The sequence below is a fragment of the Myxococcus xanthus genome (assembly GCF_006402735.1).
In the GTDB taxonomy this organism is placed as follows: Bacteria; Myxococcota; Myxococcia; order Myxococcales; family Myxococcaceae; genus Myxococcus; species Myxococcus xanthus_A.
The window spans coordinates 6,708,782-6,726,817 of the sequence record NZ_CP017174.1; the positions used below are offsets into that span (position 1 = coordinate 6,708,782).

Here is an 18,036-nt window from a genome sequence, read left to right on the forward strand (position 1 = left end):
TCATCACTTCTGCGCGGACGCGTCCTCCGCGGAGAAGGAGAACGCGGCCTCGGCCGGCGCGTCGTCCTTCACCGTGACTTCGGCCGTCTTCGTGCCGAGCGTCTCGTGCCAGGCCTCCACCGTGTACGTGCCCGCGGGCAGGCCTTCGAGTGCGAATGCACCGTCCGCGCCCGTCGTCGCGAAGTACGGGTTCTCGTTGCTGACGACGAAGGCGGACATCCACGGGTGCACGTCACACTTGAGCTTCAGCACGTCCGCGTCCGCGGGCAGCGGCCGCTCCACCGGGGCGCCGGACGGCGGCTGCGCGACGTTGAACGCGGGCTTGGTGCCCACGATGCCGCGCACGTTGTGCAGCGTGCCGTCGCTGTTCTTGAACGCCACCTGCTGCCCCGCCATCGCGCCCTGCACGCGCGGGACGTAGGTGCACTTCGTCTGGTCCAGCACCACCGGAGTGGCAGGCGCGGGAGGCGCACCGGGCACCTTACCCTTCACGCGCACCAGCACGTTCTGGAGGTTGCCGTCATTCACCAGGACCGACGCATCCTTCGTCGCCATGCCTTCGCACGCCGGGTCATTGCTCGCGGGGATGTCCGCGGCCTCGGGCGGCGTGCCGGTGAACTTCACCGTGCCCTTCACCACGCCCTTGCCCGCTGGAGCCACGGGCGCGGCGGCACCTTCCGGCGCCTGGATGGGCGAGGCCGCGTGGGGCTCCTTCTTCGCGGCGGGCGCGGCGGGCGGCGCGGAGGCCGGCTCCTCCTTCTTGCAGGCAGAAAGGGTCAGCAGCCCCGCGGTCCCCAGCAGCGTCAGGCCGAGCGTGCGCAGCGTCATCGTGCAATCTCCTCGGGAAGTCAGGTGATGCGTCTGCCCACCTCGTAGCGAAAGGGGCAGCGCATGTCCAACCCACCGGGACGCCGCGAACGGCCGCTGTCTACTCCCGGCGGCTGACGCTGAAGGCCGCCAGCCCGACGAACACCGCGGCGAACGCCACCAGCACCGGCACTTCCAACCCCGCCGAGGACGACGACGCGCCCAGCGACACGGAGGCCTCCGCGCCGTACAGCGCCCGCCGCACGCCCTCCACGGAGTAGCGCATCGGGTTGAGCCGCATCACCCAGGCCAGCCAGGTGTCCGCGCCCTTGAGCGGAAACACGGCGCCAGACAGCACCCACATGGGCAGCAGGACGATGCTCATCACCGCGTGGTAGCCCGCACTGGAGCGCACCCACCACGCCAGCGACATGCCCATGCCCGTCAGCGCCAGCGCCGACAGCACCATGACGGACAGCAGCAACGGCACGTTCAGCGTGGCCGCGCTCACACCCGCCAGCGGCGCCAGCAGCAGGAACAGCGACGCCTGCAGCAGCGCGATGGCGGACGAGCCCAGCGCCTTGCCCAGCACCACCGCCAGCCGCGAGCCCGGACCGGCGAGCACCGCCTGGAGGAAGCCCTCCTTGCGGTCCTCGATGACGGTAATCGTCGCGAAGATGGCGCTGAACAGCAGCACCATGGTGACGACGCCCGGGAAGAAGAACTGCTGGTAGCCCAGACCCTGCGCGCCCTCCACTCGGAAGGAGCCCGCGAAGCCGGAGCCGATGACGAACCAGAAGAGGACGGGCTGCGCGAGCGCCCCCACCACCCGGGAGGGCTGGCGGAAGAAGCGGACGATGTCCCGCATCATCAGGACCCGCACCGTCGCCCACTGAAGCGCGAGCGTTCCAGGCGGAGACGACACGGCCGGAGCCCCGGCGTTCATCGGTTCGGGGGCGGCGGACAGCTCGGCGCTCATCGACGTCTCCTCGGCGCGGGGTCTGCGGTGGGCACGTCCGCGCCCAGCGCGCGCCCCGTCAATTGGAGGAACACGTCCGCCAGCGTGGGCCGGCGCAGCGCCACGGAGGTCAACCGCCCGGCGGGGAAGGCCTCCACCAACCGGGGCACCAGCGCGTGGCCCTGCGGGGCCTCCACCTGCACCCGCCCCTCCACCACCTTCGCGTCCAGCTTCAGCCGCTCGCGCAGCTCGGCCGCCAGCGCCTCCGGCTCGGGCGCCTCCACGGAGAGGATGTCCCCGCCCATGCGCGAGGCCAGCGCCTGCGGCGTGTCACACGCCACCAGCTTGCCCGCGTCCAACACCGCCAGCCGGTCGCACACGTCGGCCTCGTCCGCGCGGTGCGTGGTGAGCAGCACCGTAAGGCCCTCGCTGTCGCGCAGGCGCTTCAGGTGCGCCCAGAAGGTACGGAAGGCCGCCTCGTCCAGGCCCTGTGTGGGCTCGTCCATGAGCAGGACGCGCGGCTGGTGCACCAGGGCCCGCGCCAGTTCCAGGCGCCGGCGCATGCCACCGGACCACGTGGACACCCGTTCGGCGCCACGGTCGGCCAGGCCGATGAGCGACAGCATCGCCTCCACCCGCTCGCGGGCCCGCTCTCCGCCCAGGCCATACAGCCGGGCGCCGAGCATCAGGTTCTCCCGCGCGGTCAGCAGGTCATCCAGGCTGCTGCGCTGGAAGATGATGCCCATCTGCCGGCGCAGCGACGGGTCGCTCAGCGACAGCTCCCGGCCCTCGAAGCGAACGAGGCCCGCGTCGGGGGACAGCAGCCCGGCCAGCACCTGGAACGTGGTGGACTTGCCCGCGCCGTTGGGGCCCAGCAGGCCCAAAATCTCCCCCGGCCGCACCGACAGGGACAGGCCGTCCACGGCCGTGCGCCCCTTGAAGCGACGCGTGAGCCCCTCCAACTGGAGCAGCGGTTGAGAGGTGGCAGTGGAAAGCAGGACTTCGGGCATGAGCGGGCGTCCCCCGTTCGCCCCGGACGCTATTCGCGAGGAACTCGGTCCAGCGCCAGCGCGGCGAACAGGCCGGTGAGGTAGATGAGTGAGAAGAAGAACGTCTGGCGGGCCCAGGTGTTTCCCAGCCGCCGGAAGAAGCCCCACGCCCCCAGCCCGAGGAAGCTCAGGCCCAGGAGCACCGCCGCGGCCAGGTACCACGCGCCGGCGATGTGGAGCTGGAAGGGCAGGAGCGTCATCGGAATCAGCGCCACCAGGTAGAGCACCACCTGCGCGCGGCTGGACTCGTCACCCCGCTCCAGCGGCACCGACTTGAGGCCCGCCGCCCGGTACTCCTCCTTGCGGAAGAGCGCGATGGCGATGAAGTGCGGCATCTGCCAGAGGAACATGATGGCGAAGAGCGAGAAGCCCCCCGCGTCCATCTGGTTGGTCACCGCCGTCCAGCCCATGAGTGGAGGCAGCGCGCCGGGCACCGCGCCCACCAGCATGGCCGCGGACGTGCGCGCCTTCAGCGGCGTGTAGGCCAGCACGTAGCTCAGCAGCGCCACCAGACCCAGCGCGGCGGTGAGCACGTTGGCGCCCAGGGCCAGCGCCGGAATCGACACGGCCGCCAGGGAGATGCCGAACCACAGCGCCACCGCCGGCTCCATGCGCCCGGAGGGCAGCGGCCGGTTGCGGGTGCGGTCCATGAACTGGTCGCTGTGCCGCTCCCAGTAGCAGTTGAGGGCATTGGCCGCGCCCACGGTTCCCGCCGTGGCCAGCAGCGTCACCAGCGCGTTGACGGCGCCCAGGTGGCCGGGCGCCAGCCACATGCCACCCGCCGCGGTGACGAGCACCAGGGTGGAGAGGCGCGGCTTGGTGAGGGAGATCAGGTCGGACGCGACTGTCGGCAAGGACTCGGCACGCGCGTTCACACAGACTCCAGAGGTAGGCACGACAGACACGCTGCCGGCGCGGTAACGGCCTTCCCCATACAGGCACCACCCGGGGGTGGGCAAGGACACGGCGCCCCTGGGAGACTCCGGCGGACGGACGCCCGGCTGGCCCCCGTGAGTCACCAGGGCGACACCGGACTCCCGTCCCACCCAGGTGCGTCGGGGGAGACAAACGCCTCGGGCATAGCGTCAGGGTGGTGGGGGCGGCAACCACGACAACGGGGCTGACCGCGCGTTCAACTGCCCGCGCGCATCAGCCCCGCTTGTCCGGCGCCTGGAAGGCAACCGTGGTGTTTCAGCCGCCCGCCAGCGAACGGGCCGCGGACGCGTGCTCGCCGCTCGGCTCGCGCTTCAGGTACTCCTGGGCCAGCATCTTCGCCTTGGCGCCCTGCTTCGAGTCCTTCGCCAGCAGCGTGGCGTAGAAGTAGTAGGCCGGCGAGTACGCCTCGTCCGCGTTGAGGGCGCGCTGGTACGTCTCATCCGCCTTCGCCGCGTCGCCCTTGCCCTGGAACACGCGCCCCAGCTCGGTGAGCGCCATGGCCGCGCGGTCCGACTGCCCCAGGAACTCCTGGCTCGCCTTCTCCAGCTGCTCCTGCGCCAGGTCCCACTTGGACCGCTCGCGGTAGATGGCGCCCATGGCCAGCCGGGCCTCAGGGTTCTTGGCCTTCGGGTCCTTCACCGCGCGCTGGTACTGGGCCAGGGCCTCATCCAGCTTGCCCTGACGGCGGTACGCGTTGCCCAGCATCACCACCAGCTTTGGACTGTCGCCCATCGTCTTCAGGGCCGTCTGGAGCGCCTCGGCGGCTTCCTTCTCGCCGCCCTGCTTGCCCATGAGCGACTTGGCCAGCTCGACGTAGAACTGGGCGCGCGAGGCGTCCATGCGGATGGCCTTGCGAATCTCCTCGGCCGCCGCGTCGTAGTTGCCCTCCGCCAGCAGGCGGCGGCCCTTGATGAGGTGCAGCTCCGGGTTCTGCTTGTCGAGCGAGAAGCCGGTCTCCTCGCTCTTGAGCATCTCCGAGCGGGCCTTGTCCTTGTCCTGCGGCACCGCGGTGGCCTCGACCAGCTTCTGCTGCATGTCCGGCTTCAGGTCCACCATGGCCGCCGACACGCGGCTGACGAGCAGCGAGCGCGCCAGGTGCGCCGCGGCCAGCTGCCGCGGAGACGGCGGCGGGTCGGACTCCAGCAGCTTCTTGAGCATGGTGTGGGCCAGCCCGAAGTTGGGCGAGTCCTGCTCCAGCATCAGCAGGGAGCGGCCCAGCAGCGACTCCGGGTGGTCCTTCTCATACCGGAGGGCGGAGTCGTAGTTCCGCCAGGCGGCGGCGTCCTGTCCCAGGCGGCGGTACACCGCGCCCAGGCTCGCGTAGGTGCGCGGGTCATCCGGAGACAGCCCCTGCGCGCGGTCCAGGCTGTCGCGGCCGCGATCCAGGTCGCCCGCGTTCATCTGGATGAGGCCCAGCGTGAGGTACAGCAGCGAGCTGGAGCGGCCCTGCGCGTCCAGGCCCTTCACCTTCTCCTCCAGTTGCCCCAGCGCGTCCTTGCCCTTGCCGCTGTAGGTCTGGATGAGCGCCTCGGACGCGATGAGGTGCGAGCTGAGCTCGCCGCTCTTCTTGCCCGCGGCCAGGTGCTCCTCGGCCTGGCGGCGCGCATCGTCACCACCGCCGTGCTCACCCCAGCGAATGGCCCAGGCGTAGGCGAGGTAGCCGTGCGCCACGGCGGAATCGGAGTCCACCTCCAGCGCCTGGTCCGCCGCCTCAACGGCCTTCTTGTAGCTGTCGAAGGAGTCGTGCTTGAGCAGCTCGCTGGCCGCATCCAGGCTCTTCTTCAGCTCGCGCGACTTCGTGCGGGCGTTGGCCGAGTACCAGCCATAGCCGATGGCGAACAGCGGGATGGCCACCAGCAGGCCCAGCGTCACCATCTTGCTGCCCTTGCCGCCCGAGGAGCCGCCGCGGCGGGGCACTGGCTCGTGGTCCTCGTCCTCATCCACCTCTTCCACGACGACCTGGGGCCGGCGCGGCTGAGGAGCGGGACGCGGCGCGGGAGCCTCCGCGCGCGCGGTGGACGCGGGCTTCGCGGCCTGGGTGGCGGCGGGCTTCCCCGCGGGCGATTCCGTCCCCGCCGTGGCCGCGACGCTGGAGAGCGCGGCGGCGGACTGCTGGGTGGCGGACGGGCCCGGCGTCGCGGGCGCAGCAGGAGCAGCTGGCGCGGAGACCGGAGCCGGCGCGGCGGGCCGCGGCGGCTCAATCTTGTGCTGCTGGAGCAGCGTGACGGTGTCCGGGTCGCCCGGGTCCGCGGTGTAGGCCTTGAGAAGGTTCGCCTTGCCGGGCTCCGCTTCGCCGGTCTTCAGCTGAAGCGCGCCGGCCATGCGCAGCGCGACCTTGTCGTCGGGCTGCACCTGAAGGGCGCCGAGCGCCTCTTCCAGCGCCTTCTTGTCCTTGCCCTGCTCCGCATAGACGCGGGCGAGCAGGAGGCGGGGGTCCGCAGCATTCGGGTGGGCCTTCACCCCTTTCTTGCAGACGACCATCGCCTCCATGAAGCGGCCCATGCTCAGGTACGCTTCAGCGAGAGGCTTGTAGGCCGCCGACGAAGGGTCGGAGGCAAAGGCATGTTCAAGCTTCGCGAGCTCGGCCGGGCTCAACGTCTTCGAAGGGGAGATAGACATTAACGGGGGGCAGCTAAACGGGCGGGAAGGATACGCCTGACAAGAAGGGTTTTTATGGCACCCGGTACGCAGCACGTCAATCGCCGGAATCCATGTTGGCAGCTTGCGCTTGACACGGTGAAAGGCCTCCGGTACTAGCCCATCCCACTTCGGCGGCCCCAAACCGCGAAGGCGCAGCAAGCAGTCCAGTTGTGGGGGTGTAGCTCAGTTGGGAGAGCGTCGCGTTCGCAATGCGAAGGTCGTCGGTTCGATCCCGTCCACCTCCACCATGCAACAAACGAAGGGCCTCACGGGAAACCGTGAGGCCCTTTGCATTTGGGGCATCCCGGCGAACTGCCGAATTGCAAAGCATCCGGGCTTTGTTATCCGGTGCCGATGACCGACCAGCCCGCCTCTCTGTCGTTCTTCGCCCGCTTCTGGCTCGCCTGGCTGTGCTTCTGGCGCTGCCTCGTGTCCCGCGAGTTCGCGCAGGCCGTGCTGCCCACGAGCAAGGCCTATGACGCTGGCCAGCTCGCCCAGCTCCCTTCGGGCGGCCCCGCCCCCACCCCGCTTCCCAAGCCGGAAGAGGTCCGGCCCACGCCCCGAGCGCCCGAGCCGCCCCCTGCCCTGCCCCCCGAGCGCGAGCACGCCAGCGCCCTGTCCCTGCTGGGCATGCTCCAGCGAGAGGGCCGCTTCGTGGACTTCCTCCAAGAGAACGTCTCCGCCTTCTCCGACGCGGAAGTGGGCGCGGCGGCGCGCATCGTCCATGAGGGCTGCCGCAAGGTGGCCCAGACGTACCTGACGCTGGAGCGGGTGCTGCCCCAGTCGGAAGGGGACTCGGTGGCGGTGCCCGTCGGGTTCGACGCCCAGCGCATCCGCCTCACCGGCAACGTGGCGGGCCAGCCGCCCTACAACGGAATCCTGCGTCACCACGGCTGGATGACGACGGCGGTGAAGCTGCCCACCGTCAGCCCGGCCATCGACCCGCGCGTGCTTGCTCCCGCGGAGGTCGAGCTTTCCTGAGCCGGCCACCACGGCCTCACAGCGCGAACAAACCCGCGTCTTCCAGGAGTTCTCGTCCGATATGGCCCGCTATTCCATTGGCATCGACCTGGGTACCACGCACTCCGCGGTGTCCTACTTCAATCTGGAGGAGGGCAAGGCTCGCGGCGGCGCGCAGTCCATGCTGCCCGTCCCCCAGTTGACCGCGCCCGGCACCATCGAGGCCCGCCCGCTGCTCCCCTCCTTCCTCTATCTGCCCTCCGCGCAGGAGTTCCCCGCCGGTAGCCTGGCGCTGCCGTGGAAGCCGGAGGCCAGCACCCTGCTGGGTGAGTTCGCCCGCACGCACGGCGCCAAGGTACCCACCCGGCTGGTGTCCTCCGCCAAGAGCTGGCTGTCCAACCCCGGCGTGGACCGGCGCGCGGCGCTGCTGCCGTGGCAGGCCCCCGAGGAGGTGCAGCGGGTGTCACCGCTGGACGCCTCCGCGCGCTACCTCCGCCACCTCAAGGAGGCGTGGGACAATACCTTCGCCCGCGAGCGCGAGGAGTCCGGCAACGTCCTGTCCGAGCAGGACGTCATCGTCACCGTCCCCGCCTCCTTCGATGCGGCGGCGCGCGACTTGACGCTGGAGGCCGCCAAGGCCGCGGGCATCCCCAACATCACCCTCCTGGAGGAGCCCCAGGCCGCGCTCTACGCGTGGCTGGAGGCCATGGGGGAGAACTTCCGCAGGCAGGTGCAGCCCGGCGAGGTCATCCTCGTGGTGGACGTGGGCGGCGGCACCTCCGACTTCTCCGTCATCACCGTGCGCGACAACGCGGGTGATTTGGAGCTGCTGCGCGTGGCCGTGGGCGACCACATCCTGCTGGGCGGCGACAACATGGACCTGGCGCTGGCGCACACGCTGAACCAGCGAATGACGGCCGAGGGAAAGAAGCTGGACGCCTGGCAGTTCAACGCCCTCACCCATGGCTGCCGCCAGGCGAAGGAGGCGCTCTACGCCGACCCGTCCATGGAGCGCGCGCCCATCTCCATCCCCGGCCGGGGCTCGTCGCTCATCGGCGGCACGCTGCGCACGGAGCTGACGCGCGAGGAGTTGGACCGCGTCCTCACCAACGGCTTCTTCCCCGTGACGCCCGTCACCGAGCTGCCGCGCACCGCGCGCCGCACCGGCCTGGCGCAGATGGCGCTGCCCTACGCCCAGGACGCCGGGGTGTCCCGGCACCTGGCCGCCTTCCTCACCCGGCAGGCGCAGGCGCTCGCGGCCAGCCCGGACGCGCCGGTGGACGTCAGCGGCAAGGCCTTCCTCCACCCCACGGCAGTGCTCTTCAACGGCGGCGTCTTCAAGGCGGGCCCGCTGAAGGCGCGCGTCATGGAGGTGCTCAACGGCTGGCTCACGGCGGATGGCGGCGAGCCCGCCAAGGAGCTGGAGGGCGCGGACCTGGACCTCGCGGTGGCGCGAGGCGCCGCCTATTACGGTTGGGTGCGCCAGGGCCACGGCCTGCGCATCCGCGGCGGCACGGCCCGCGCCTACTACGTGGGCGTGGAGACGGCGATGCCCGCGGTGCCCGGCATGGAGCCGCCCGTGAAGGCGCTCTGCGTGGCCCCCTTCGGCATGGAGGAAGGCACGCAGGCGGACGTTCCGCCCCTGGAGTTCGGGCTCGTCACCGGTGAGCCCACCAGCTTCCGCTTCTTCTCCTCGTCCCTGCGGCGCGACGACAAGGTGGGCGTCATGCTGGAGGACGTCGACACCGAGCTGGCCAGCGGCGGGCTGGAGGAGCTGGCCCCCATCGAGACGACCATGCCCGGTCAGCCCTCCGTCTTCAGCGACCTGACGCCCGTCAACCTCCAGGCGGCGGTGACGGAGGTGGGGACGCTGGAGCTCCGGTGCCTGGAGAAGGATGGCCCCGGGCGCTGGAAGCTGGAGCTCAACGTCCGCATGAAGGAGTAGAAAGCCATCCGTCAATCGGAGGCGTATGCGAATCGTTGGCATCGACCTGGGCACCACCCATTGCGCCGTGGCATCCGTGGACCCCTCGCGGGGCGCGGGTGCCCCCGTGGAGGACTTCGCCCTTCCGCAGCTCGTCCGCCAGGGCGAGGTGGCCCCGCGGGCCCTGTTGCCCTCCACCGTGTACGTGCCCGCCGGCCACGAGCTGGCGGAGGGTTCGCTCACGCTGCCCTGGGGGGATGATGGCGGTCCGTGGGTGGTGGGGGAGCTGGCGCGCTGGCAGGGCGCGCGCGTGCCGGGGCGGCTGGTGGCCAGCGCCAAGAGCTGGTTGTGCCACCCGGGCGTGGACCGCTCCGCGCCCATCCTCCCCTGGGGCGCGCCCGCGGACGTCCAGAAGCTGTCCCCGGTGGACGCCAGCGCCCTGCTGCTGACGCACATGGCCCGCGCGTGGGATTACGCGCACCCGGACGCGCCCCTGTCGAAGCAGGAGGTGGTGATTACCGTCCCCGCCTCCTTCGACGAAGCGGCCCGCGCCCTCACGGTGAGCGCGGCGCGCAAGGCGGGGCTGGAGAAGTTCACCCTGCTGGAGGAGCCGCAGGCGGCCTTCTACGACTACACCGCGCGCCACCGGGCGGACCTGGAGCAGACGCTCTCCAACGTCCGGCTGGTGCTGGTGGTGGACGTAGGCGGAGGCACCACGGACTTCACGCTGGTGCACGCGGGCGTGTCGCCCGAAGGCCCCATGCTGCGGCGACTGGCCGTGGGCGACCACCTGATGCTGGGCGGCGACAACATGGACGCCGCGCTGGCGCGCCGGATGGAGGAGAAGCTCTTCACGGACGGCCGCCGCCTGTCCGCCACGCAGTGGACGCAGGCCATCCAGGCCGCGCGCACCGCGAAGGAGGCGCTGCTCGGCCTCGCTCCGCCGGAGAAGCACGGCGTGTCGCTGGTGAGTGGCGGCAGCAAGCTGCTGGGCGGCACGTTGTCCACGGAGCTGACGCGCGACGAGGCGCAGGCGCTGGTGCTGGACGGCTTCTTCCCACTCACCACACCCGCTGACAGGCCACGCCGCGCCGCGCGCATGGCGCTCCAGGAGCTGGGCCTGCCCTACGTGCAGGACGCGGCGGTGACGCGGCACCTGGCGGCCTTCCTCGCGCAGCACGCGGCGGCGGGCTTCGCTGCGCTGGGCGAAACGGCGCCGGCGGAGGGCGCCCTGCCCCGGCCGGACGCCATCCTGCTCAACGGCGGCGTGTTCAACTCACCCCAGATTTCCGAGCGGCTGGTGGAGGCCCTCTCCGCGTGGTGGCCGAACGCGCCGCGCATTCCCCTGCTTCGGCACGAGTCCCTGGAGCTCGCGGTGGCCCGGGGCGCCGCGTATTACGGCCTGGTGCGGCGCGGCCACGGCCTGCGCATTGGCGGCGGCGCGGCGCGTGCCTACTACGTGGGCCTGCAGCGCGCGGCGGACAGCGCAGAGCAGCCCGCGCTGTGCCTCATCCCCCGCGGCTTCGAGGAAGGCCAGAAGGTGGACCTGGGCGAGCGCCCCTTCTCGCTCACCCTGGGCCGGCCGGTGCAGTTCCAGCTCTACTCCACCACCAGCGACCGCATCGACAAGCCCGGCGATTTGGTGCCGCTGGTGGAGGACCTCAAGCCGCTGCCGCCCATCCACACGCTGCTCAAGGGCGCCTCCAACAAGGTGGCCGAAGTGCCCGTGCACCTCCAGGCGGCGCTGACGGAGATTGGCACGCTGGAGCTGTACTGCGTGTCCAACGTCGCGGATGAGCGGTGGCGCCTGGAGTTCGAGCTGCGGGGCACTGGCGGCTCGCACGAGCTGACCGTCACCGAGTCGATGCCCGCGCGCTTCGTCGAAGCAAAGGACAACATCGAGCGCGTCTACGGCAACAAGCCGCTGCCCATCGGCCCCAAGGACGTGAAGCAGCTCGGGCGCACGCTGGAGAAGGCCCTGGGCTCGCGTGAGACGTGGCGCGTGCCGGTGCTGCGGGAGATGTGGAGCACCCTCTTCGCGGGCGCGAGCAAGCGCCGGCGCTCGGAGGACCACGAGCGCGTCTTCTACAGCCTCACCGGCTTCAGCCTGAGGCCGGGCTTCGGGTACCCGCTGGACGGCTGGCGCGCGGAGCAGACCTTCGGCCTGTTCGACGCGATGGTGCAGCATCACACGGACAAGGCGGTGTGGACGGAGTTCTGGGTGATGTGGCGCCGCATCGCGGGAGGACTGGACGAAGCGCGGCAGCAGAAGCTGTACGCGTACCTCCAGCCCCATCTGGCGCGGAAGGTGCCACCGGATGCGCCGCCGCCGGGGAAGCTCAAGGGCATCCAGCCCGAGGGCCTGGAGGAGATGGTCCGCACCGCGGCCTCGCTGGAGCACCTGCAACCGGGTGACAAGGCGGAGCTGGGCCGGTGGATTGCCGCGCGGCTGAGGGCCGAGGCGAAGTCCGGCGGTCCGTGGGCCTGGTCCCTGGGACGGCTGGGCGCGCGCGTGCCCCTGTACGGGAGCAGCCACAAGGTGGTGGACGTGGACACGGCCGAGGCCTGGCTCACGCTGCTGCTGGAGTTGGACCTGCGGAAGATTGACGGCGCGTCCTTCGCGGCGGCGCAGCTCGCGCGGCTCACGGGTGATCGCACGCGCGATCTGGACCCGGACCTGCGCGAGCGCACGGCCCAGGCCCTGCTGGCGGCGAAGGCCTCCGAGACGTGGGTGCGAATGGTGCGCGAAGTCGTGGCGCTGGAAGCCGCGGACGAGGCTCGCGCGCTCGGGGATACGCTCCCCGCCGGTCTGCGGCTGTCGTAGGACTGGAAGGAATGCTCCCGCGGGAGTTGGACCTGGAAGGTCCAGCCCCCGGGAGCTGGGACAGCGACGGTGGATCAGCCCTGCGCGGCGGTGACAGGCACGGCGGGGGCTTCACCCGCTTCGGGGCTCGCGGCGGCCGGCACGACCTGGAGCACCGGGGCCGCCTCTTCCACCGGCGCGGCGGCGGCGTCCTTGCCCGCCTTGGGCTTCTTGCTGCCCGCGCCCGAGCGGCACGTGCGGCACCAAGGCTGATTCCGGATGGCGCCATCCGCCATCTTCCGCAGGCCGAACTGCGCCAGCGGCTTCAGCGTCTTGCACTTGATGCACATCAGCGAGATGAGCACCTCTTGACCATCCGCGTCGTAGACGGCGGACTTGCGACGCTTGCGCGGCTGGCCCTGCCCCGGTTCACGCTGCTTCGCCTTCTCAGGCGCAGGCGGCGCCATCATCGGGGTCACTTTGTAGAGCATGTCGGTTCCTCCAGCTCACGGGAGTCCACCCACGCAGGCCCAGGGCCACCTCGGAGTGGACACTCGCAGGGACTAGAGTAGGACCTCCGCTTCCCGTTGGAAACTGATCCCAGGCCGAAAAATCGGCCCCCGGCGCGATTTCAGTGTCCTTCCGCTGGGTTGAGTCCTTACGTTCACCCCCAGCGGATCAGCCGTCGTCCGAATTTTCAGCCGGGACGCGCTCAGCGCGCCTCTTGCTGACACTCTGCTACACCCGTGTAGCGGACACGTCCCAAGTCGGGGGCCTCCAGCGTGCCGCCCCGGGCATTCCCGTAGGCGACGAGCGCTTCCCGCAAATCGAGCCCGTCGACGGGGGTCATCTCGATGCGCTCCGGTGGCACGGTGCTCAAGAGGGGCTCCAGCCCGTCACCGCCTCGCGCCAGAAAGTCCGGGAGGGCCACCCGATACATCTTGCGGGGGTCGACCACGAGCGGCTGACCGCCGGAGAGGGCCACTCCCGAGAACCGCCCAGGCCCCGGACAGCGCTCCAGCGTCACCTCGAGGCCGGAGACGGCGAAGACGGAGCCCATGTCGTTGCCATAGGCCAGGTGCAGCAACCGCGACAGCTCGGGGCCCGTCAAGGTGACGACGGCCACCGTGTTGTCGAAGGGCAGCACTTCGAACACCTGACCGAAAGTGAGCGGCCCCGCGGGCAGGTCCGCGCGGACGCCGCCCGGGTTCATCAGCCCCACGTCCGCGTTGGCCGACGCACGCAGCACGTCCGCCACCAGATTGCCCAGCGCGCCCTCCTCCGTGTAGCCGCGGGCCAGGGGCGTAGCCGCCACGAGCCCCAACTGGCGATTCTGCGCCTCCCGTGCCAGCTCCAGCGCAGGCGCCAGCAGCGGCGCCACCTGCGCGTCGGGCACCACCGGCTCCGCCATGAACGACGCAGGCTCCAGGCGAACCTGGGACTCGTTCCTCAGGCGGCGGCCGTCACACGTTCCCTGGGTGGCGTCCACCTTCGCACAGAGGGGAATGGCGGCCTGGATGCGGGTGCGCTCGGGCAGGATGCGGCGACTGTCCGGGTCCACGAACAGCTCCACCACGCCCAGGGAACGCGCCAGCCCCGTCGTCTCGATGATGGGCACCTGGGCGAAGAAGTGGCCCATCGTCTGGTGGGTGTGTCCCGCCACGATGGCGTCGACCGTGCCTGGCGGCAGGCGCTTCAGCATCGACAGAATCTCCGCGTCGCCCTCGTCGCAGCTCGACGTGTCGCGGGGGTTGCTCAAGTCCGCACACTTGCCTCCCGCATGCGCCACCACCACCACCACCTCCGCGCCGCGCGCGCGCAGGGAACGGGACGCTTCCAGCGCGGCGGGCGCCAGGGGCAGGAAGCGCAGGGACGACACGTTGGCGGGATTGGTGACCTTGGGGGTGGCCTCGGTGGAGAGCCCGATGATGCCCACCTTCACGCCCTTGACCTTCATCAGGTACGTGCCGTCATTGCCCGTCCAGGCGGGGCGCGCGCCAGTGGAGGCGTCGCGAAGGTTCGCCGACAACATGGGGAATCGCGCCTGGCCGATGCGCGCCTTGAGCGCACCCAGCGCATCATCCCCGGGCCGCTGGGCCATGGAACCCGGCCCCACGGGGCCATAGTCGAACTCGTGGTTGCCAATGGCGGCCGCGTCCACTCCTAGGTGGTTGTACACGTCGACGACGACGGCCCCTTCCGTGAGGTTGGAAGGCAACGTGCCCTGGAACATGTCGCCCGCGTCCAGCAGCACCACGCCGCCAGGGTTGGCCGCGCGCAGCCGCGCCACGTAGGCCGCGAGCGTGGCGGCGCCGCCCTCCTCCACCACCTGGCCGTCCTTCAGTGGCGTGCGATGGGGCTCCACCTGTCCGTGGAAGTCGTTGATGCCCACCAGGGTGATGCGGATGGGCTCCGGCGGAGCGCCGCGGATCCAGAAGCCGGAGCACGCGGTGGTGGCCCCGCACGCCAACGCGAGGGCGATGAGTCGGAAGAAACGCATGAGGGCGCGCACTTCAGCGCGGCGCGCGCCCGCTGGCAACGCGCTTCAGTCGCGACGCCGGCGCCCCACCCGCACCAGGGCGAGCAACGCGAACGCAGCGGTGGCCGGCACGGAGGCCGAAGCACACGAGCAGCCCGACTCCTCGGGACGATTGCCCGGGCCTGGCCTCGGCCCCGGACCACCGGAGCCACCTCCGTCCCCCGGGCCACCGTCCGTGCCCCCGTCCGTCCCCCCGTCCGAATCGAACCGCGTGTCGATTCGCAGCGCGGGGTCGAAGGCCTCGGCGACCGCCGGCCAGCGTGCGTACAGGAAGCGCTGCGGGTTGGAGAACGCATCACTGCCCACGAAGAGCCCGTCGGGATAGGTCGTGCCCAGCGACGACGCGGAGACGGCGAGGGCCACTGGGTCATTCGCCCGGATGACGCCCCCATCCTCGTCAGCCAGCCGGAACGAGCCCACGAAGGTCCTCGCGCGCCGCTCGTAGATGGCGAACGCATCCGCGCCCGTGTCCGCGACCAGGATGTACCCTTCGCCATTGCGCGCGCGGTACAGCGCGACCCGGCCCACATTGGCGGAGAGCCCACCCGAGCCCTGGATGGAGAGCTGCTGTCCGGTGACGTCCGCGTCCGCGGCCGCCGCATAGCGCCACAAGCCCTGCCCCTGCTGGGTGACGAACAGGGAGTCCGACGCCTCGTCCACGGCCAGACCCGCGATGGGCCCCGTCGTGGTGAGCGTGCGGACCAGGGTGGCCGTCACGTTCCCCGTGTCCCCGGCCAGTTCGTACTGCTGGAGCACGCCCCTGGACGTGCCCGCGAACACATAGAACCGGCCCGAATCCTGGTTTTGATAGAGCGCCACGGCGGAGAACTGCGTCCCCGTCAGGAAGCCCGTGGCGCCGATCCGCACCACCCGGTCCGCGCGGTCAGGGTCCACCGTGTAGGCCGCCAGCCCGTTGAAGTTGATGCTGGCCGCCACCGCCAGGGTCTGCTGCACCCCGGATAGCGGGAAGCCGTCCCGCACGGCCACGGCCGACATCGGCCCATCCGTGAGCTCCGCATCCAGCTGCTCGCCCCCCACGCCGAAGGTGACGAGGCCCGAGTTGGGGCTGTTGTAGGCGGTGAGGAACAGGCTGCTGCCGGGGGCGCCGGGACTCACCCAGAGGGCCACGTCCTGGAGCACCCCGCCGGTGATGGACGGGTCGGGCTCGGACTGCGACGTCGGCGACACGGCGACCTGCGCGGACACCGGAGTGCCCAGGAGCAGCGCCGCCAGGGCCAGGGGGGTTGGGTTGCGCATGACCGCCTCCAGGTAGAGCGATTGGAGCTCCCTAACTTGGCACGAGGCGTCGGGCTTTCAAGTAGGAAGCGGCCGGGAACGGTTGGCGATGGGTGACAGCGTCGGCTAGAAAGTGCGTCTTCCAGCCAACACAGAAAAGACCATGGCGACCAAGCGCGCACTCATCACGGGCATCACGGGGCAGGACGGCAGCTATCTCGCGGAGCTGCTCCTTTCGAAGGGCTACGAGGTGCACGGCATGGTGCGCCGCTCGTCGGAGGAGAAGTTCGAGCGCATCCAGCACCTGCACGGGAAGATTCAGCTCCACCAGGGCGACTTGCTGGACCAGTTCTCGCTTGCGGCGCTGCTCAACCTGACGAAGCCCGACGAGGTCTACAACCTGGCGGCGCAGTCCTTCGTCCCCACCAGTTGGAACCAGCCGGTGCTCACGGGTGAGTTCACCGCGCTGGGCGTGACGAAGATGCTGGAGGCCATCCGCCACACCCGCCCGGAGGCGCGCTTCTACCAGGCGTCGTCCAGCGAGATGTTCGGCAAGGTGCTGGAGGTTCCGCAGACGGAGGACACTCCCTTCTATCCGCGCAGCCCGTACGGTGTGGCCAAGGCCTACGGCCACCACATCACGGTGAACTACCGCGAGTCCTTCAACCTGTTCGCGGTGAGCGGCATCCTCTTCAACCACGAGTCGCCGCGCCGGGGCCTGGAGTTCGTCACGCGCAAGGTCACCTACAACGTGGCGCGCATCAAGCTGGGCCTCCAGGAGAAGCTGCCCATGGGCAACCTGGACGCCAAGCGCGACTGGGGCTTCGCGGGCGACTACGTGGACGCCATGTGGCGGATGCTCCAGCAGCCGCAGGCCGAGGACTATGTGGTGGCCACCAACGAGACGCACACCGTGCGCGAGCTGGTGGAGATTGCCTTCGCGCGCGTGGGCCTGGACTGGGAGAAGCACGTCTTCATCGACCCGGCCTTCGTGCGCCCCGCCGAGGTGGACCTGCTCATCGGCGACCCGGCCAAGGCGAAGACGAAGCTGGGCTGGGAGCCCAAGGTCCGCTTCAAGGAACTGGTGGAGATGATGGTGGACGCGGACCTGGAGCGCGTGAAGGCGGGGCAGCGGTAGATGCGGATTCTGGTAACAGGCGCGGATGGCTTTGTCGGTCGGCACTTGTGCGCCCTGCTGCGCGCCGCTGGCGACGAGGTCGTGGAGGCCCACGGGCCGCGCGGTGAGGGCATCAACAGCAACGCCCTGCACTTCGACGTGGCCAACGAAGCCTCGGTGAAGGCGGCGGTGGCCGAGGCGAAACCCGAGGGCGTCATCCACCTGGCGGGCTTCAGCTCGGTCGCGAAGAGCCACCACAACCCGTCCCGGGTGTTCGCGGTGAACACCATGGGCGTGGTGCACCTGCTCACCGCGGTGCGCGAGAGCGTCCCGAAGGCGCGCGTGGTGCTGGTGGGCTCCGGCGAGGTGTACGGCCCGGTGCCCGAAGGCACGCGCGCCACCGAGGACACTCCGGCGGTGCCGCTGAGCCCCTACGCGGCCTCCAAGTCCGCAGCTGAGCTGGCCGCGGTGCAATTCCACCGCAGCTACGGGCTGGAGGTCGTCATGGCGCGGCCCTTCAACCACCTGGGCGCGGGGCAGGACCCCACCTTCGTGGTGCCCTCGTTCGCGGCGCAGATTCGCGCCATCGGACTGGGCACGGTGGACCCGGTGCTGCGCACGGGCAACCTGGATGCGGTGCGCGACTTCTCTCACGTGCGCGACGTGGTGGAGGCCTACCGGCTGCTGCTCGACAAGGGCGAGGCGGGGCAGGCGTACAACATCGGCAGCGGTGAGGGCCGCACCATCCGCAGCCTGCTGGAGGAGATGTTGTCGCTCGCGGGCGTCAACGCGCGCATCGAGCTGGACCCCGCGCGCCTGCGGCCCTCCGACATCCCCAGCCTCGTCGGCGCTCCCGACAAGCTGAAGGCGCTGGGCTGGGCCCCGAAGCTGACCGTGACGGACGCGCTGCGCGACGTGCTCGGCCCCCGCGTGCCCGGCGCCGCGTGAGCAAGCGAAGGCGCGCGCGTATCCCCTGGGTGCGCGCGCGTCGGCGGCTCGGCTGGGGCGACCGGATGCCGCGCCAGCGTCGATGGGACTGGCGTCGCGGGCCCGCGATTCCGAAGTGG

At 70.7% G+C, this 18,036-nt stretch carries 13 protein-coding genes and 1 tRNA gene; 6 read left to right on the plus strand and 8 right to left on the minus strand.

The genetic code is table 11. From position 1 onward, the window contains the following. Positions 1-3: 3 nt before the first annotated feature. The 5 genes from BHS09_RS27380 to BHS09_RS27400 all read right to left on the minus strand — a co-directional run bounded on the left by BHS09_RS27380 (position 4) and on the right by BHS09_RS27400 (position 6,369). The gene (locus BHS09_RS27380) at positions 4-828 is read right to left on the minus strand and encodes a carboxypeptidase regulatory-like domain-containing protein (protein WP_174260594.1); all 825 of its coding nucleotides are present in this window, start codon (positions 826-828) and stop codon (positions 4-6) included. A gap of 100 nt (positions 829-928) precedes the next feature. After that, on the minus strand, positions 929-1,786 hold the full coding sequence (locus BHS09_RS27385) for an ABC transporter permease (RefSeq protein WP_140794426.1): 858 nt from the start codon (positions 1,784-1,786) through the stop codon (positions 929-931). Beyond that, positions 1,783-2,775, minus strand: a complete 993-nt coding sequence (locus BHS09_RS27390) for an ABC transporter ATP-binding protein (protein WP_140794427.1) — start codon at positions 2,773-2,775, stop codon at positions 1,783-1,785. The genes BHS09_RS27385 and BHS09_RS27390 overlap by 4 nt, the downstream gene beginning before the upstream one ends. Positions 2,776-2,804: 29 nt before the next feature. Continuing rightward, positions 2,805-3,689 carry a heme o synthase gene (gene cyoE, locus BHS09_RS27395; RefSeq protein WP_140794428.1) on the minus strand — a complete coding sequence of 295 codons (885 nt, stop codon included), beginning with the start codon at positions 3,687-3,689 and terminating at the stop codon, positions 2,805-2,807. 316 nt (positions 3,690-4,005) lie between these two features. Continuing rightward, a complete protein-coding gene (locus tag BHS09_RS27400; protein ID WP_174258909.1) occupies positions 4,006-6,369 on the minus strand; it encodes a tetratricopeptide repeat protein in 2,364 nt (787 codons plus the stop codon). Between the two features lie 193 nt (positions 6,370-6,562). Here BHS09_RS27400 and BHS09_RS27405 point away from each other — a divergent pair. The 4 genes from BHS09_RS27405 to BHS09_RS27420 all read left to right on the plus strand — a co-directional run bounded on the left by BHS09_RS27405 (position 6,563) and on the right by BHS09_RS27420 (position 12,098). Further along, positions 6,563-6,638: transfer RNA gene (locus tag BHS09_RS27405), tRNA-Ala, on the plus strand. A 106-nt stretch (positions 6,639-6,744) separates the two neighbouring features. After that, entirely contained in the window at positions 6,745-7,371 is a 627-nt protein-coding gene (locus tag BHS09_RS27410; RefSeq protein ID WP_140799523.1) for a DUF2760 domain-containing protein, read from the plus strand. Positions 7,372-7,432: 61 nt separating this feature from the next. Continuing rightward, the gene (locus tag BHS09_RS27415; protein ID WP_140794430.1) at positions 7,433-9,295 is read left to right on the plus strand and encodes an Hsp70 family protein; all 1,863 of its coding nucleotides are present in this window, start codon (positions 7,433-7,435) and stop codon (positions 9,293-9,295) included. A 25-nt stretch (positions 9,296-9,320) separates the two neighbouring features. Beyond that, positions 9,321-12,098: an Hsp70 family protein gene (locus BHS09_RS27420; protein ID WP_140794431.1), complete on the plus strand. Its 2,778-nt coding sequence runs from the start codon at positions 9,321-9,323 to the stop codon at positions 12,096-12,098. Between the two features lie 74 nt (positions 12,099-12,172). On the opposite strand, the gene BHS09_RS27425 is transcribed toward BHS09_RS27420, so the two are convergent. From BHS09_RS27425 to BHS09_RS27435, 3 genes are all read right to left on the minus strand, one after another. Next, a complete protein-coding gene (locus BHS09_RS27425; protein WP_140794432.1) occupies positions 12,173-12,568 on the minus strand; it encodes a hypothetical protein in 396 nt (131 codons plus the stop codon). Between the two features lie 221 nt (positions 12,569-12,789). Beyond that, positions 12,790-14,577 (minus strand): bifunctional metallophosphatase/5'-nucleotidase, encoded by a 1,788-nt coding sequence (locus BHS09_RS27430; RefSeq protein WP_140799524.1) that lies wholly within the window; start codon positions 14,575-14,577, stop codon positions 12,790-12,792. Between the two features lie 45 nt (positions 14,578-14,622). Next, entirely contained in the window at positions 14,623-15,873 is a 1,251-nt protein-coding gene (locus BHS09_RS27435) for a myxosortase-dependent phytase-like phosphatase (RefSeq protein ID WP_140799525.1), read from the minus strand. 142 nt (positions 15,874-16,015) lie between these two features. On the opposite strand from BHS09_RS27435, the gene gmd reads away from it, so the two are divergent. Both gmd and BHS09_RS27445 read left to right on the plus strand, forming a co-directional pair. Further along, entirely contained in the window at positions 16,016-16,990 is a 975-nt protein-coding gene (gmd, locus tag BHS09_RS27440) for a GDP-mannose 4,6-dehydratase (RefSeq protein WP_011555292.1), read from the plus strand. After that, positions 16,991-17,917 carry a GDP-mannose 4,6-dehydratase gene (locus BHS09_RS27445; protein ID WP_140799526.1) on the plus strand — a complete coding sequence of 309 codons (927 nt, stop codon included), beginning with the start codon at positions 16,991-16,993 and terminating at the stop codon, positions 17,915-17,917. Positions 17,918-18,036 lie beyond the last annotated feature (119 nt).

Excerpts from the sequence above, each read along its gene's own strand:
- BHS09_RS27380 (WP_174260594.1), bottom strand. The coding sequence starts at position 828 with ATGACGCTGCGCACGCTCGGCCTGACGCTGCTGGGGACCGCGGGGCTG.
- BHS09_RS27385 (WP_140794426.1), bottom strand. The coding sequence starts at position 1,786 with ATGAGCGCCGAGCTGTCCGCCGCCCCCGAACCGATGAACGCCGGGGCT.
- BHS09_RS27430 (WP_140799524.1), bottom strand. The coding sequence starts at position 14,577 with ATGCGTTTCTTCCGACTCATCGCCCTCGCGTTGGCGTGCGGGGCCACC.
- BHS09_RS27435 (WP_140799525.1), bottom strand. The coding sequence starts at position 15,873 with ATGCGCAACCCAACCCCCCTGGCCCTGGCGGCGCTGCTCCTGGGCACT.
- BHS09_RS27400 (WP_174258909.1), bottom strand. The coding sequence starts at position 6,369 with ATGTCTATCTCCCCTTCGAAGACGTTGAGCCCGGCCGAGCTCGCGAAG.
- BHS09_RS27390 (WP_140794427.1), bottom strand. The coding sequence starts at position 2,775 with ATGCCCGAAGTCCTGCTTTCCACTGCCACCTCTCAACCGCTGCTCCAG.
- gmd (WP_011555292.1), top strand. The coding sequence starts at position 16,016 with ATGGCGACCAAGCGCGCACTCATCACGGGCATCACGGGGCAGGACGGC.
- BHS09_RS27425 (WP_140794432.1), bottom strand. The coding sequence starts at position 12,568 with ATGCTCTACAAAGTGACCCCGATGATGGCGCCGCCTGCGCCTGAGAAG.
- BHS09_RS27410 (WP_140799523.1), top strand. The coding sequence starts at position 6,745 with ATGACCGACCAGCCCGCCTCTCTGTCGTTCTTCGCCCGCTTCTGGCTC.
- BHS09_RS27420 (WP_140794431.1), top strand. The coding sequence starts at position 9,321 with ATGCGAATCGTTGGCATCGACCTGGGCACCACCCATTGCGCCGTGGCA.
- BHS09_RS27445 (WP_140799526.1), top strand. The coding sequence starts at position 16,991 with ATGCGGATTCTGGTAACAGGCGCGGATGGCTTTGTCGGTCGGCACTTG.
- BHS09_RS27415 (WP_140794430.1), top strand. The coding sequence starts at position 7,433 with ATGGCCCGCTATTCCATTGGCATCGACCTGGGTACCACGCACTCCGCG.